15 protein-coding genes are annotated in these 16,306 nt (G+C 42.9%); 9 read left to right on the forward strand and 6 right to left on the reverse strand.

Translation table 11 applies throughout. From position 1 onward, the window contains the following. Positions 1-31: 31 nt before the first annotated feature. Both C9I86_RS18455 and C9I86_RS18460 read right to left on the reverse strand, forming a co-directional pair. Complete coding sequence (locus C9I86_RS18455) at positions 32-688, reverse strand: hemolysin III family protein (RefSeq protein ID WP_080159080.1); 657 nt, start codon at positions 686-688, stop codon at positions 32-34. 155 nt (positions 689-843) lie between these two features. Beyond that, a complete protein-coding gene (locus C9I86_RS18460; protein WP_107277146.1) occupies positions 844-1,521 on the reverse strand; it encodes a FadR/GntR family transcriptional regulator in 678 nt (225 codons plus the stop codon). A 345-nt stretch (positions 1,522-1,866) separates the two neighbouring features. Here C9I86_RS18460 and C9I86_RS18465 point away from each other — a divergent pair, with 345 nt between their 5' ends. The 4 genes from C9I86_RS18465 to C9I86_RS18480 all read left to right on the forward strand — a co-directional run bounded on the left by C9I86_RS18465 (position 1,867) and on the right by C9I86_RS18480 (position 4,321). Further along, entirely contained in the window at positions 1,867-2,067 is a 201-nt protein-coding gene (locus C9I86_RS18465) for a hypothetical protein (RefSeq protein ID WP_080159078.1), read from the forward strand. A gap of 157 nt (positions 2,068-2,224) precedes the next feature. Then, on the forward strand, positions 2,225-2,491 hold the full coding sequence (locus C9I86_RS18470; RefSeq protein ID WP_080159077.1) for a YihD family protein: 267 nt from the start codon (positions 2,225-2,227) through the stop codon (positions 2,489-2,491). A gap of 162 nt (positions 2,492-2,653) precedes the next feature. Further along, positions 2,654-3,640: a serine/threonine protein kinase gene (locus C9I86_RS18475; RefSeq protein WP_080159076.1), complete on the forward strand. Its 987-nt coding sequence runs from the start codon at positions 2,654-2,656 to the stop codon at positions 3,638-3,640. A 78-nt stretch (positions 3,641-3,718) separates the two neighbouring features. Then, positions 3,719-4,321: a thiol:disulfide interchange protein DsbA/DsbL gene (locus C9I86_RS18480; RefSeq protein WP_080159075.1), complete on the forward strand. Its 603-nt coding sequence runs from the start codon at positions 3,719-3,721 to the stop codon at positions 4,319-4,321. A 65-nt stretch (positions 4,322-4,386) separates the two neighbouring features. Here the strand turns inward: C9I86_RS18480 and C9I86_RS18485 are convergent, their stop codons facing one another. After that, on the reverse strand, positions 4,387-5,916 hold the full coding sequence (locus C9I86_RS18485) for a YifB family Mg chelatase-like AAA ATPase (RefSeq protein WP_080159074.1): 1,530 nt from the start codon (positions 5,914-5,916) through the stop codon (positions 4,387-4,389). A 390-nt stretch (positions 5,917-6,306) separates the two neighbouring features. Here C9I86_RS18485 and ilvG point away from each other — a divergent pair, with 390 nt between their 5' ends. From ilvG to ilvA, 5 genes are all read left to right on the forward strand, one after another. After that, positions 6,307-7,953, forward strand: a complete 1,647-nt coding sequence (gene ilvG, locus C9I86_RS18490) for an acetolactate synthase 2 catalytic subunit (RefSeq protein WP_080159073.1) — start codon at positions 6,307-6,309, stop codon at positions 7,951-7,953. Between the two features lie 3 nt (positions 7,954-7,956). Then, positions 7,957-8,205 (forward strand): acetolactate synthase 2 small subunit, encoded by a 249-nt coding sequence (gene ilvM, locus C9I86_RS18495; RefSeq protein ID WP_080159072.1) that lies wholly within the window; start codon positions 7,957-7,959, stop codon positions 8,203-8,205. A gap of 20 nt (positions 8,206-8,225) precedes the next feature. After that, the gene (gene ilvE / locus C9I86_RS18500) at positions 8,226-9,158 is read left to right on the forward strand and encodes a branched-chain-amino-acid transaminase (RefSeq protein ID WP_107277147.1); all 933 of its coding nucleotides are present in this window, start codon (positions 8,226-8,228) and stop codon (positions 9,156-9,158) included. 73 nt (positions 9,159-9,231) lie between these two features. Beyond that, a complete protein-coding gene (gene ilvD, locus C9I86_RS18505) occupies positions 9,232-11,073 on the forward strand; it encodes a dihydroxy-acid dehydratase (protein ID WP_107277148.1) in 1,842 nt (613 codons plus the stop codon). Positions 11,074-11,077: 4 nt separating this feature from the next. After that, complete coding sequence (gene ilvA, locus C9I86_RS18510; RefSeq protein WP_080159069.1) at positions 11,078-12,631, forward strand: threonine ammonia-lyase, biosynthetic; 1,554 nt, start codon at positions 11,078-11,080, stop codon at positions 12,629-12,631. A 48-nt stretch (positions 12,632-12,679) separates the two neighbouring features. Here the strand turns inward: ilvA and C9I86_RS18515 are convergent, their stop codons facing one another. The 3 genes from C9I86_RS18515 to C9I86_RS18525 all read right to left on the reverse strand — a co-directional run bounded on the left by C9I86_RS18515 (position 12,680) and on the right by C9I86_RS18525 (position 16,000). Further along, positions 12,680-13,051, reverse strand: a complete 372-nt coding sequence (locus C9I86_RS18515; protein ID WP_080159068.1) for a helix-turn-helix transcriptional regulator — start codon at positions 13,049-13,051, stop codon at positions 12,680-12,682. Positions 13,052-13,354: 303 nt separating this feature from the next. Beyond that, positions 13,355-15,190: a glutamine--fructose-6-phosphate transaminase (isomerizing) gene (gene glmS, locus C9I86_RS18520; RefSeq protein ID WP_107277149.1), complete on the reverse strand. Its 1,836-nt coding sequence runs from the start codon at positions 15,188-15,190 to the stop codon at positions 13,355-13,357. 36 nt (positions 15,191-15,226) lie between these two features. Then, complete coding sequence (locus tag C9I86_RS18525) at positions 15,227-16,000, reverse strand: DeoR family transcriptional regulator (RefSeq protein WP_107277150.1); 774 nt, start codon at positions 15,998-16,000, stop codon at positions 15,227-15,229. Positions 16,001-16,306 lie beyond the last annotated feature (306 nt).

The raw sequence follows: 16,306 nt of genomic DNA on the forward strand, positions 1-16,306 counted from the left end.
CTTTTTTTAGGGATAAATCTACCGTGGTTAGTTACGGTTTAATATAAAAATAAATCGCACAAAAATGACAAATTGAGCCACCTAAAACAAATAAATGCCAAATAGCATGGTTATACGGAATGCGTTTATTAACGTAAAATACCACCCCTAAAGAGTAAATCACGCCACCAAGTGCCAATAATATTAATCCACCGGGCGCTAATGATATCGCTAACTGATAAATCACAATCACTGAAGCCCATCCCATCGCTAGATACATCCATAGCGACAGTTTTTTAAAACGATGGATAAAAATAATTTTAGCCACAATACCCAGCAGTGCCAATACCCATAATATAGCCATTAATCCCAGTGCTAGAGGTGTACGCAAGGCAATTAATAGAAACGGGGTATAGGTACCAGCGATTAATAAATAAATCGCACAATGGTCAAAGATCTTTAATGGTTTTTTAGCCGCGGTACTTGGAATGGCGTGGTATAAGGTTGAGGCGAGATACAATAAAATCATACTCACGCCATAAACAATATAACTGACAATACTTAATGTATCAGCTTGCAATGAAAAGGCTTTATCTAGCAACAAATACAGACCAAACACTGAAAACAACAGTCCAAGACCGTGACTGACACTATTCGCGACTTCTTCCGCTGTTGAATAACCTAGCTCACGTTTGATCACATTATTCATGGTTTATATATCCCAAAAGACACTTAATTCACTAACTACTGCTTTTCAGCTTACACTTGTAAGCTTAAATTAAGCAACCTTTTGTTGGTCAATTTGTGCCAGTTTTGAAATTGATAAAAAAAGGAGCCATTTGGCTCCGTAGTATCATTTATTGATTATTGCAATAACTCTAACGTTGCCTGACGGGCAGCGTCTGGATCATGTTCTAATATACCATCAACAATCCGCTGATGAACATCAAGCTTCATCACTTGCTCGCGGGTTACGACTCTAAAATAATTTTCAAACACCGCTTTGAACAAGTTTCCAAATGGGCTAATAAAATGATTACCTGAAGAAAAATAAACCAATTGATGAAAGCGGGTATCAATCTCAATCCAACGCTCTTGATCAAAATTGTCTTTCATTTGGTGCATTTGGTGCATCAGTAGTTCAAACTCCAGCCGATCTTCTGCTGTTGCATGTTCAGCGGCCAATGCCGCCGCTTCAGGCTCTAATGTTAACCGGACTTTTTGATACTCCATGATCAACTGTGAGTCCGAATCAAAATCTAACCAAGCCAATAAATCTTGATCAAGATAATTCCAATTTTTCTTTGGCATTACTCGCGTACCAATACGAGGACGAGGCAATACCATGCCTTTCGCGGCTAACATTTTTATAGCTTCACGAACGGCAGTACGGCTCACACCATACATTTCGCCTAACTCAACTTCGCCCGGTAAAATACCGCCAGGGGCAGGATCACCAATTAAGATACGACGACCAATAGACTCTGCTAATCGGTAAGATAAGTTACGATTGGCAACAATACGTTGCTGCTGCTGATCCATAGATCCTCTCCCAAGGCTTCTGTTGTACTACTCACTAACGCTAAATTAGTGTAATCCTAAATGCTCGCTACTGCCGTAACCTTTATTTCGATAAAGATCGAACGACACGGTGCATCAAGGGGGCAATTATTGCAATAGTTACTATATAAACAACGTAATAATTAGATATTAGCATTTTATTGCTCATTTTATGCTCGACTTTTAATTATCTGGTTGCTATCCTCAGCGCGATTTGATTAATAACCAAGCAATATTCTGGTGGATGGGTTCTACCCAGCAGGGAGTTTTCCCTTCAGAAATATTTTTAATTTTTTGGCCATGGATGAGCCTGACAATAGGTGACATATGCGCCCAGCATCCCCCGTCAGGTATGCAAGTACCCCACGTAGCCCATCACGTTTACGTGCCACTTCCCACGCTCCACATTTTAAGGTTAATGCGAAAAAATCGCTCACGACTGACGTGCATTTAACCAGCGCCGATGCACAATTAGATCAGCAACAAATATTGCCTGAACTGATTAACAGTCAACAGCAACAACGTTAACCCTAATATTAAGCAGCTTTGGCTGCTTTTTTATTAACAATATTTTGGCATAAGACATTCATTGTAACCGAGCAGGGTTTGTTATAATTTATCCACACTAAAATAATGATAATACAATCGTATAACGATTGATTCAGCCCAAGCTACGGAGTTAACAATGAAAACCCATCGCGTTAATGAACTGATTGAATTACTGCACCCTGAGTGGAAAAAAGATCCTGATCTTAACTTAGTTGAGTTCTTACTAAAATTAGCAGCAGAAGCAAAATACCAAGGTCCACTAGAATCACTAACTGATGATGTCTTAATTTACCATTTAAAAATGCGCAATAGTGATAAAGACGCCATGATTCCTGGTCTTGCTAAAGATTGCGAAAACGATTTTAAAACCGCTATTTTACGTGCGCGCGGTATTATCAAATAGTCACTAATCCTACTCGATTATTTATGGAGCCAGTTATGACTAACTGGCTTTTTTTATAGCTGAAAATCTTTCTCTTCCGCCATCACCATCATGTTTAATTTGTTTTAATTCTATTCGCGGTTAAGCTAAACCACTCTTCCAAGCCAGATTCAGGATTCAGTCATGGAAAAACAAAGTTTTAGTTTTGCAGATCTCAGCCCAGATGTACTGCTCGATGCACTCGATAGTGTCGAAGTACATGCTGAGTCCGGTTTATTGGCACTTAATAGTTATGAGAATCGCGTCTATCAATTTAAAGCTGAAGATGGTCAACGTTATGTGACTAAGTTCTACCGCCCCGCACGATGGAGCGATGACCAAATTGATGAAGAACATCAGTTTACGCTTGAACTTGAACAACAAGATATTCCAGTCGCAGCGCCTATCGCTATCAATGGCAACACGCTACATCACTATAATGGCTATCGGTTTGCTGTTTTTCCAAGTGTCGGTGGGCGTCAATTTGAAGTCGATAACTTTGATCAATTAGAGTGGGTAGGACGCTTTTTAGGTCGTATTCATCAAGTCGGTAAACGCCAACCCTTTGTCCATCGTCCAACATTAGGCTTAGAGGAATACGTTTATCAACCACGCCAAATTTTGGCTAATAGCGATTTTATTCCTGATTACCTAAAACACAGTTTTTTTGCCGATCTTGATCGCTTAATTACAGAAATTGAAAGCCATTGGTCAACTGATTGGCCGGCTTTGCGCCTACATGGTGATTGTCATCCTGGCAATATTTTATGGCGTGATGGACCAATGTTTGTCGATTTAGATGATGCTCGTAACGGCCCTGCCATTCAAGATTTATGGATGATGCTTAATGGTGAACGTCACGATCAACTCGCACAGCTTGATACAATAGTTGAAGCTTATAATGAATTTGCCGATTTTGACCCACGCCAGCTAAAGTTAATCGAACCTTTACGTGCGTTAAGAATGGTGCACTATATGGCGTGGTTAGCAAAGCGCTGGCAAGATCCAGCATTTCCACGAGCTTTTCCATGGTTTGGCGATGCAAAATATTGGGAAGGCCAAGTTTTGGCCTTTAAAGAACAGATTTTCAGCCTTAATGAATCACCATTACAGCTTATGCCTCAATGGTAATTGACTATAAAATAACATTATTAATTATTATACTCAGCTAATATCTAATTAACGACACGGATAATCAGGAACCCCAAAATGATGAAGAACTTACTTGCGCTAGTCAGCGCTGCTTTATTGTCTTTTTCTGTTCACGCAGCCAAATTTACGGAAGGCGACTACTACAAGGTATTAGATCAACCACAATCAACAACCCCTGTTGTGACTGAATTTTTCTCATTGTATTGCCCACATTGTTTTCAATTTGAGCCAATGATGCGTGAATTAAAAACCAAGCTACCAGACAACGCTAAACTTCAGAAAATGCACGTGTCATTTATGGGCGGCCCAATGGGTAAAGTCATGAGTAAAGCATTTGCAACGGCGGTAGTATTAAACGTTAGTGATAAAATGGTGCCGGTATTATTTAACCGTATTCATACCCTTAATCAACCACCAAAAAACGAAGCAGAAGTTCGTCAGATTTTTATTGATGAAGGTATACCTGCCGCTGAGTTTGATGGTGCATTCAACAGCTTCGCGGTTAACTCAATGGTTAGCCGGTTTGATAAAGCCTTTGAAGATGCAGGCTTAACGGGTGTACCTGCGGTAGTGGTTAATAATAAATACTTAGTTCAAACGGGCAAAATTAAATCAGCTGACGAATATTTTGAATTAGTTAACTTTTTACTCAAGAAGTAATTCCACGAAGCTTACAACGGTTGCCTTTAACAAAGAGGCTTTTAATTAGCCTCTTTGTTATTCCTTTAAATGACCTGACTGCTAAGTTGTTTCAACAATCTATCCATCGCTCGATACCCTAATGCTTCAGCTAGATGTGAACGCTGAATCTGATCCTGCTCGGCCAAATCTGCAATCGTACGCGCAACCTTAATAATACGATGATAAGCACGAATCGATAATCCAAGTTGATGCAATGCATTTTCTAAAAACTCGGCGTCTTTAAACGATAATCCGCAATATTTATCTAATTCACGGGTCGAAAGTAAGGCATTTACCTTGCCACAACGGGCCAGCATGCGCTCACGAGCCTGATCAACTCGCGCCTTAATAACTGAACTCGGTTCTCCACGATCACCTCCAGTGGTTAGTGTGCCACGGGGCAATGCGGGAATTTCTAATGACATATCAAACCGATCTAGCAATGGTCCCGATAAACGGCTTAAATAACGTAAAATAGCTTGCGGGTTAGTTCGAGATTGGTTGCCTTCGTAATACCCTGTCGGGCTAGGGTTTAATGCGCCTATTAATTGAAACCGAGCGGGAAAGGTCGTTTTTGCCGTTGCTCGTGAAATTACAATTTGTCCTGACTCTAACGGCTCACGCAATGAATCTAGCACTTTTCTCTCAAATTCAGGCATTTCATCTAAAAATAATAGCCCATTGTGCGCGAGTGAAATTTCACCCGGCTTAGGCACTGAGCCCCCACCTACAAGGGCTGCCATTGAACTTGAATGGTGCGGTGTACGAAAAGGGCGGTTAAGCCAATTACCTTGATGCAATGATTGCTGAGTCAAAGAAGCTACCGCGGCGGTTTCAATGGCTTCTTCGTGGGTCATTGGTGGTAATAAATCCCGTAAACGAGAAGCCAACATAGTTTTTCCTGTGCCTGGTGGACCAAGTAGCAATAAATTATGACTTCCCGCGGCAGCTATTTCTAAAGCGCGTTTTCCTTGTTGTTGACCAATAATATCTTGCATATCACGTTGTTCATTCGTAGTTGCAGGCGTTATCACATGCGGTTGAAGATATAACTGTAACTGTTGCTGACCACACAAAAAACCACATACAGCTAACAAACTAGGGGCTGATTTATGTTGTTTTTGCGCCACTAACGCCACTTGATCACCATTATGGTCAGGCACAATTAAACACCGCTTGGCTTTTAATGCAGCCAATGCCGCCGGTAATGCACCTTTAACAGCCCGTAAATCACCCGATAATGCTAATTCACCAATAAACTCATACTGCGCTAATTTATCAGAAGGAATTTGCCCTGATGCCGCTAAAATGCCAAGCGCAATCGGTAAGTCAAACCGTCCACCTTCTTTGGGTAAATCAGCAGGGGCTAAATTGACCGTAATTCGCCGTGATGGAAATTCAAATTGAGCATTGATAATCGCGCTTCGTACACGATCTTTAGCTTCTTTTACGGTAGTTTCTGGTAAACCAACCAGTGTGAAACTGGGCATTCCATTACTTAAATGGACCTCAACTGTTACTGGTGGGGCTTCCACGCCCACACAAGCGCGACTATGAACAATAGCAAGTGTCATTGATGACTCCACTGACTGGTAATTTACACCATGGGGTTAATGAAATTTATCGAAGGTGTTACATCAAAGCCCCATTAATGCTGCGAAATTACTTATAAAACCAAATTTTTTGCTTGTCATGTGACGAAGATCTGTGTTACCACTTATGTATAGCAACAACTAAACAATAAAAGTTGGACAATTATGCATACAATCGCAACATCCCTCGTACTCATTATTAACGTCGTCGTGGTGATTATTTCACCGCGCAGGGGATGTGTAGGCGTACGTTAATGCGACCAAAACACAGTAAAGCCCCCGCACTGAAAAGTTCGGGGGCTTTTTTAAATCAGCAAATTTAAATCGTAATCAGCATTGATTTGATTTTAGTTACATACGCAAGGAGCAGCGATGACAGGGGCAGAGTTAGTCGTACAAGCGCTGCAACAGCAGGGAATAACAACCATCTTTGGCTATCCGGGCGGCGCCATCATGCCCATCTATGATGCACTTTATGATGGTGGAGTGGAGCACATTTTATGTCGCCATGAACAAGGGGCTGCGATGGCAGCTATTGGCATGGCACGGGCGACCCAAAGTGTTGCGGTCTGCATGGCAACATCAGGGCCGGGTGCAACCAATCTAGTCACAGGATTAGCTGACGCTTTAATGGATTCAGTGCCATTAGTCGCCATTACCGGTCAAGTGGCAAGCTCGCACATAGGGACTGATGCTTTTCAAGAAATGGATGTGATTGGCATGTCACTATCATGTACTAAGCACAGTTATTTAGTGACTGATATTAACGAGCTCGCCCCCACATTAGCGGAAGCTTTTGTGGTTGCCCAAAGTGGCCGTCCTGGGCCCGTTATTGTTGATATCGCCAAAGATGTGCAACTGGCAACAGCACCAACAATGGTACTTCCAACAGTAATTCCACCCCCGTTACCAATAGCGACAACTGCCGCTATCGAGATGGCGCAACAATTATTGGCACAATGTCAGCGACCCGTGCTGTATGTCGGTGGTGGAGTACAAATAGCCCAAGCAACCGCGACACTGCGTCAATTTTTAACCCTTAATCCTATGCCGTCAGTCAGTACTCTTAAAGGCTTAGGCTCAGTCGCCCGTCATGATCCACATTACCTTGGTATGTTGGGAATGCATGGAACTAAAGCAGCAAATTTAATCGTACAAGAGTCTGATTTATTAATCGTTGTTGGCGCACGATTTGATGATCGTGTTACCGGCAAATTGGATACCTTTGCCCCTCACGCCAAGGTGATCCACCTTGATATTGATGCCGCAGAATTTAATAAACTGCGTCATGCTAATGCATCTTTACGCGGGGACATTAATGTTATTTTGCCGCAACTTGAACTTGGGCAAGATATCAGCCGCTGGTTAACTCATAGTGAACATCTACGCCAGATCGGTAAATGGCGTTATGACCACCCAGGAGAGTTAATTTATGCGCCTTTACTGCTCAAACAACTATCAGACATGATGCCAAATAACAGCATCGTTTCGACCGATGTTGGCCAACATCAAATGTGGGCAGCACAGCACATTCAACCACGTGAACCTCAAAATTACATTACCTCGGCTGGACTTGGCACTATGGGTTTTGGCTTACCTGCAGCGATGGGAGCCAGTGTTGCACGCCCAGATTCTCAGTCGATATTAATCTCGGGTGATGGTTCATTTATGATGAACGTACAAGAACTTGGCACCCTTAAACGCCGCCAAATTCCAGTCAAAATGGTGCTGATTAATAACCAACGTTTAGGCATGGTACGTCAATGGCAATCACTGTTTTTTGATGGTCGCCACAGTGAAACAATTTTGGATGATAATCCTGATTTTGTAATGCTCGCGCGTGCATTTGATATTCCAGGTAAAACCATTACTCGTAAAGAAGAAGTTGCTCCCGCATTAGCTGAAATGCTAGCAAGCAGTAGTGCCTATTTGTTACATGTGGTTATTGATGAAGAACAAAATGTATGGCCACTGGTGCCACCAGGTGCGGCAAATCAGGATATGCTGGAGAACACATAAATCATGGATAGATATTTAATTACCATTAAAGCGAACGATAAACCGGTATTACTTGAACGTATTTTACGGGTCATTCGCCATCGTGGATTTGTGATCAAGAAAGTGGATGCGACCCAAAATCATCATAGTAATATCGCCGCGATAGAAATTATTGTTGATAGTGATCGCCCGATTAGCATTCTGATCAATCAAATAGAAAAACTCTGGGATGTAACCACCGTTACGACCTCACAAATCGAAAATTTGGATTAAATTTAAAAAGGGAATTCACCATGGCAAACACCGCTGATTTTATTTGGTTTAACGGTAACATCGTACCTTGGGCAGAAGCCAATGTTCACGTTCTTACCCATGCAATGCATTATGGCACCTCTGTTTTTGAAGGTATTCGTTGTTATGACACACCACAAGGACCGGCCGTTTTTCGCCACTCTGAACACATGCAACGCCTGCTTAATTCCGCCAAAATCTATCGCTTTCCGATTCCTTATAGCTGTGATCAACTGATGGAAATTTGCCGTGAAACCATTCGCGTCAACAAACTTGATTCAGCCTATATTCGCCCATTAGGTTATGTGGGTAATGTTGGTTTAGGCGTCTGTCCTCCGGTTGATACCATCATGGATCTGATTGTTGCCGCTTTCCCATGGGGTTCATATTTAGGTGAACAAGCATTAGAAAATGGCGTCGATGCGATGATTTCGAGCTGGAACCGCGCCGCGCCTAATACCATTCCAACCGCAGCTAAAGCTGGCGGTAACTACTTATCATCACTGCTTGTTGGCAGTGAAGCCCGTCGCCACGGGTATGCCGAAGGCATAGCTTTAAGTGTTGATGGTTATCTTTCAGAAGGCGCAGGCGAAAATATTTTTGTAGTGCGTAATGGCGTACTTTCAACCCCACCAACCACCAGTGCAATCTTACCGGGTATTACTCGCGATACCATCATGGTACTCGCCAAAGAACGAGGCTATGAAGTACGAGAAGAAAACATCGCTCGAGAAGCCCTTTACCTGGCCGATGAAGTGTTCATGACTGGCACGGCGGCTGAAATCGTTCCTGTTCGTAGCGTGGATAAAATTACGGTTGGAGCAGGTAAACGCGGGCCGATTACCCACCAACTACAAACTGATTATTTTGGGCTCTTTAACGGTGAAACCGACGATAAATGGGGTTGGTTAGACTACGTATACCCTGCCAAATAATACGCCACAGTTTGCGTTAATTAATGACGTCAGCCATCGTGACGATGGCTGAGCTAAAAAGGATTTTATTGTTATGCCTAAGTACCGCTCAGCAACCACAACTCATGGCCGAAATATGGCAGGTGCACGCGCATTATGGCGCGCAACAGGAGTTAAAGATCAAGATTTTGGCAAACCGATTATTGCGGTAGTGAACTCGTTTACTCAATTTGTACCCGGTCATGTTCACTTAAAAGATTTGGGACAGTTAGTTGCCGAACAGATTGAGCAAGCAGGAGGCATCGCCAAAGAATTCAATACCATCGCGGTTGATGACGGTATCGCAATGGGTCATGGCGGGATGCTGTATTCATTGCCATCTCGCGAACTCATTGCCGATTCAGTTGAATACATGGTCAATGCTCATTGCGCCGATGCCATGGTGTGTATCTCTAACTGTGACAAAATCACCCCTGGAATGTTAATGGCCTCATTGCGGTTAAATATTCCGGTAATTTTTGTTTCTGGCGGTCCAATGGAAGCAGGCAAAACGAAGCTTTCAGAGCAAGTGATCAAACTTGACTTGGTTGATGCGATGATCCAAGGTGCGGATCCTTCTGTTTCTGACGAACAAAGTGAGCAGATCGAACGATCCGCCTGCCCAACCTGTGGCTCATGTTCTGGAATGTTTACCGCTAACTCGATGAACTGTTTAACTGAGGCATTAGGCTTAAGCCAACCGGGTAATGGTTCAATGTTGGCAACACATGCGGATCGTGAACAGTTATTTATCAATGCAGGCAAACGCATTGTGGCGCTGACTAAACGTTATTATGAACAAGATGACGCCAGTGCATTACCGCGTAATATTGCCAATAAACAAGCTTTTGAAAATGCGATGGCACTCGATATTGCAATGGGTGGTTCTAGTAATACCGTCTTACATTTATTGGCCGCCGCTCAAGAAGGTGAAGTGGATTTCACTATGGCGGATATTGATCAAATGTCACGTCGCGTGCCTCAACTGTGTAAAGTTGCCCCTTCAACCCCTAAATACCATATGGAAGATGTTCACCGTGCGGGTGGCGTTTATGCCATTTTAGGAGAACTTGATCGCGCCGGATTATTCCATAACCAATGCCATAATATTTTGAGTGAAACCTTTGCCGAAAGTCTGCGCCATTACGATATTGTCCAAACTCAATCTCAAGCAGTAAAAGATTTCTTCCGCGCCGGTCCTGCAGGCATTCGTACCACTAAAGCGTTTTCACAAAACTGTCGCTGGGACACCCTTGATGATGATCGTCAACATGGCTGTATTCGTAGTCGAGAATTTGCGTTTAGTGATGAAGGTGGATTGGCGGTGTTATCTGGCAATATGGCGCTTGATGGCTGTATCGTTAAAACCGCAGGTGTTGATGAAAGTTGCCTAACCTTTACCGGACCGGCGGTGGTATTTGAGAGCCAAGATACTGCAGTTGAAGGCATTTTAGGTGGCAAAGTCAAAGCAGGGGATGTGGTTGTGATCCGCTATGAAGGACCGAAAGGTGGCCCAGGAATGCAAGAAATGTTGTATCCAACCACCTACTTAAAATCAATGGGGCTGGGTAAAGAGTGCGCCCTAATCACTGATGGTCGATTCTCTGGCGGCACCTCGGGATTATCGATTGGTCATGTGTCACCTGAGGCTGCTAGTGGCGGTACTATTGGCTTAATTAATAGTGGCGATATGATCGCGATTGATATTCCTAATCGCAGTATCAACTTATTGGTTGATGATGCCACTCTCGCCACTCGCCGTGCAGAAACTGAATTACGCGGCTGGAAACCTGTCGTTCGCGAACGTCAGGTGTCATTAGCACTTAAAGCCTATGCGCTACTCGCAACCAGTGCTGACAAAGGCGCCGTACGTGATAAATCAAAGCTAGAAGGATAACCTGATGATCGATGTCAAACTTGCTAGCGACCAATATTTACTGAGCGGAGCTGATTATCTGCGTAATATCTTACGCGCCCCCGTGTATGAGGTGGCACAAGTCACACCATTACAAAACATGACCCGTCTCAGTGAGCGTATCGGTAATCATGTTCAGCTCAAACGTGAAGATCGCCAACCGGTGCATTCTTTTAAACTGCGCGGCGCTTATAACATGATGACTCAACTGACGGAGCCTCAGCGTCAAGCAGGCGTCATTGCAGCATCTGCGGGCAACCATGCACAGGGGTTGGCCCTATCAAGCCAAAAGTTAGGGGTCAGTGCCACCATTGTTATGCCACGTACCACACCGGATATTAAAGTTGATGCCGTACGTGGTTTTGGCGGCAACGTGATCCTGCATGGTAATAATTTTGATGAAGCAAAAACTCATGCGGAAATGCTCGCTCAACAACATGGTTATACATTTATTCCACCGTTTGATCACCCCGCTATCATTGCTGGACAAGGCACGATAGGGATTGAACTGATCCAACAAAATGGTCACCTTGACTATGTGTTTGTGCCTGTTGGCGGTGGTGGTTTAGCCGCGGGAGTGTCGGTATTACTTAAACAATTATTACCCGAAATTAAAGTGATCGGTGTCGAAGCGGAAGACTCTGCCTGTTTAAAAGCAGCTTTAGATGCAGGACAACCCGTCACACTGGATCAAGTGGGTATGTTTGCCGATGGCGTTGCAGTAAAACGTATTGGCGATGAAACTTTCCGTTTATGTGAACAATATCTTGATGATGTGATCACAGTTAGCAGTGATGAAATTTGTGCCGCAGTAAAAGATATTTTTGAAGACACACGTGCCATTGCTGAACCTTCGGGAGCATTGTCACTTGCCGGTTTAAAAAAATATGCCGAACAACAGCAACTGCAGCAACGTCATTTAGGGGCCATTTTATCTGGAGCTAACCTTAACTTTCATGGCTTACGCTATGTTTCAGAGCGGTGTGAGTTAAGTGAAAAACGTGAAGGGTTATTGGCGGTTACTATTCCTGAACGTCCAGGGGCATTTCTTGAATTTTGCCACCTCATTGGCGGGCGAGCAGTCACCGAGTTTAACTACCGTTACAACGACAGCAAATTAGCCAATGTCTTTGTTGGAGTACGCTTACTTCAAGGACAACCTGAATTAGATCAAATTATTGCCGATCTACATCAGGGAGGATATCCCGTTATGGATTTATCCGATGATGAAATGGCCAAGGTTCATGTGCGGTATATGATCGGTGGCCGACCATCAAAACCATTGCAAGAACGCTTGTATAGTTTTGAGTTTCCTGAATATCCCGGTGCTTTAGCTAAATTCTTATCGACCTTAGGTGGGCAATGGAATATTAGCTTATTTAATTACCGTAACCATGGTGCAGATTATGGCCGAGTCTTATGTGGCTTTGAATTAGCCGATCATGACTTGCTATCATTTACCTGCCATTTACGTAAGCTGGGTTACCACTGGCATGATGAAACTGACAACCCCGCATATAAGTTTTTTCTCGCCCAATAGCGACACCATTAAGCAGCCTTAGTGCTGCTTTTTTTCTCTGCAATATTATCATCGACGCGGGATCGTACGCGTATACTCCGTCATAAACTGCGCTAACTGAATACTCTGCTGCAAAATCATTTTCCTTGCTGAATGAGGTAGACAACCAAAACACTGCACCAATTGATCAATTTCTTCTTTGTATTCGTTCTCAATAATATCAAGCCCTAAATCACCATAAATAAACCACGTTAATGGTCTTTCTGTAAGCTCTGATATTTCCACCAATAAGCGAACTTTAGGCTCAGTTTTACCCGTTTCTAAATCTAAATAGGTTTGGCGAGCCACTTTTAACTGCTGTGCCATATAGACTTGGGTTAAACCTTTCCATTCTCGCGCTTCTTTGATACGTAGCGCCATTTCTTGTTTACGTTCAGCCATTATTTACTCCACCCATCAATTATCAGCATTAGTAGTAGTGACTCTCCTTGCAGATGGCACGCCAAGTTTTTTGGGGTAAGAGTGAGCAAAAATCAGACAATTAGTCATTAATGGCATCGGTTTTTTGTATTTTGAATTGCAGTTCGAAATTTGGAAGGGCGTTATTTCTATTTCGCAAAAAAAGCGTTATTAGTGCCAATATAATTAGGCTTTACAAGCTATCACTATCAAACATAAAAAAAGGCACCTTCACGGTGCCTTTTTTAACGTGTTAATCTTACGCCTTAAAGACCAATAACCGTTTTATTCAACCGTTACCGCTTTAGCAAGGTTACGTGGCTGATCGACATCCGTCCCTTTAATTAAAGCAACGTGATAGGATAATAATTGCATCGGAATGGTATAGAAAATAGGGGCGATAATCTCATCTACTTTTGGCATGGTGATAATTTTCATACCCTCACATTCCTCAAACCCAGCTTCATCATCTGCAAATACATACAACAGTCCACCACGAGCGCGAACTTCTTCAATATTTGACTTAAGCTTTTCAAGCAAATCATTGGTCGGAGCCACCACAATAACCGGCATTTCAGCGTCAACTAATGCTAATGGACCATGCTTAAGTTCACCCGCCGCGTAAGCTTCAGCATGAATATAAGAAATTTCTTTCAATTTCAATGATGCTTCAACGGCAATCGGATAAAACTCGCCACGACCTAAAAATAATGCGTGTTGTTTATCAGCAAAATCTTCAGCTAATATTTCGATGGGTTTATCAAACGCCAACGCTTTTTCAATTTGAGTTGGTAACTGATGTAATGCCGTCACGATTTGTTGCTCTTGAACTCGATCAATATTACCTTGCTGCTTACCGAGCGCCGTGACTAACATTAATAATGCCACCAGCTGAGTAGTAAATGCTTTCGTCGAGGCAACACCAATTTCAGCCCCTGCACGCGTCATAAAGGCTAAGTCAGATTCACGAACTAACGATGATCCCGCCACATTACAAATAGTCATTGCCGCCATATAGCCTTTTTGCTTTGCTAAACGCAATGCTGCCAATGTATCAGCCGTTTCACCTGATTGAGACAGAGTGATCAGTAAACTATTGGGCTGAGTAACAAATTTTCGGTAACGAAACTCTGAAGCAATTTCAACATCGCAGCTAACGCCCGCAATTGATTCAAACCAGTAGCGTGCAACCATGCCGGCATTATAAGAAGTACCACAAGCGATGATCTGAATGTGTTCTACTTTATCAAAGATCGCCGTCGCATCACTGCCAATACTTTCCACGATCACATGATCATTACTAATACGGCCTTCCATGGTGTTGATCAATGCACTTGGCTGCTCAAAGATCTCTTTTTGCATGTAATGACGATATTGCCCCTTATCCGCCGCATCATGCTCAATATTTGATTCACTCACCACGCGTTCAACCGCTTGGCCATTGCTATCAAATACTGAGATTTTACGTCGTGTTACTTCAGCAACATCACCTTCTTCTAAGAACATGAAGCGGCGAGTAACATTTAATAACGCTAATTGATCCGAGGCAATAAAGTTTTCACCTACACCAAGACCGATCACGAGCGGACTGCCAGAACGAGCAACGACCACTCGTTCAGGATCACGACTGTCCATCACTACCGTACCGTATGCACCTTGAAGCTGTAATACCGTTTTTTGAACGGCTTCAAGCAAACTCGCTGCAGAACGTAATTCCCAATCGACTAAATGTGCGATCACTTCAGTATCAGTTTGTGAACTAAATACATAGCCACGCTCAAGCAATAATTCACGTAATGACTGATGGTTTTCAATAATACCGTTATGAACTAAAGCAATATGTTGACCAGAAATATGGGGGTGGGCATTAGCTTCAGAAGGTTCACCATGGGTTGCCCAACGCGTATGTGCAATACCCGTGCCGCCACTTAAAGGCATATTATCAACCGCATCAGCCAATTCTTGTACTTTACCTAATCGGCGCACACGCTGAAGCTCATGGTTTGAATTCACAATCGCAACACCTGCGGAGTCATAACCGCGATATTCCAAACGACGTAAACCTTCAATTAAAATTTCAGCTACATCACGTTGTGCAACTGCACCCACTATCCCACACATAATAATTCCTTTACCACTGCTTTGGTTATTTTGATGTTATACGTTTACGGGCGCGCGAATAACGCGCACGCCATGTTGTTCAATACTTTGTTTATCTGCGTCACTTAAACCATCATCGGTGATCAAGGTGCTAATTCCTTGCCACGCAAGTTCAAGATTGGGGATCTTACGGCCAACCTTATTGGATTCGACCATCACCACTACATCACGCGATACTTCAGCCATCACTCGACTTAACCCCATTAATTCATTAAATGTGGTCGTACCGCGCGCGACATCAATACCATCAGCGCCAATAAAGAGCTGATCAAAATCATATGAACGTAATACAGATTCTGCGACTTGCCCTTGAAATGATTCAGAATGGGGATCCCATGTACCACCAGTCATTAATAACGTCGGCTCGTTTTCAAGCGCGTTAAGGGCATTAGCAACATGTAATGCATTAGTCATTACGATTAAGCCTTGTTTGCTACCAAGTAATGAAATCAATGCTGCTGTGGTACTGCCGCTATCAATGATAATTCTATGGTGATCGCGAATTTGCTCTGCTGCTGCTTGAGCAATAGCTAACTTACAAACTGAAACTTGTTCAGCTTGTTCGGTAGAAACCATTTCAGTAGGCATAGCAATAGCACCACCATAACGACGTAGTAGTGAGCCAGTAACCTCTAATGCCGCGAGATCTTTACGAATAGTAACTTCTGAAGTAGAAAAATGATGCGCTAAAACATCAACGCTAACTTCGCCTTGCTCACTGACCATAACGGCAATAGCATGACGACGCTGCTGAGTATTACGTTTCGACATGAATGTTAAACAACACAATAAGTTTCGATTTGAAACTAGTATAACGTCAATAAAAAGGATTCTGCAATACCCTTTAAATAATTTTCGACACGAAAAAATGCACTAAAAGGATAATAATATGTCCATCAAAACACCAAACATGGTCAAAAAAAAGCCAAAAAAAAGCAGAGCTTAGGCTCTAATGCTGATCAGTTAAGCCCAAAATGATCAGTTGAACGATCCTGTAGATGTGTAAAAATCCAAGTGTATTTAATGCACTTGGATTTTTTTATGTTTTTAAGACAAGCACTTGAACAGATACATGCC

This window comes from Photobacterium sp. NCIMB 13483 (assembly GCF_003025475.1).
Classification (GTDB): domain Bacteria; phylum Pseudomonadota; class Gammaproteobacteria; order Enterobacterales; family Vibrionaceae; genus Photobacterium; species Photobacterium piscicola.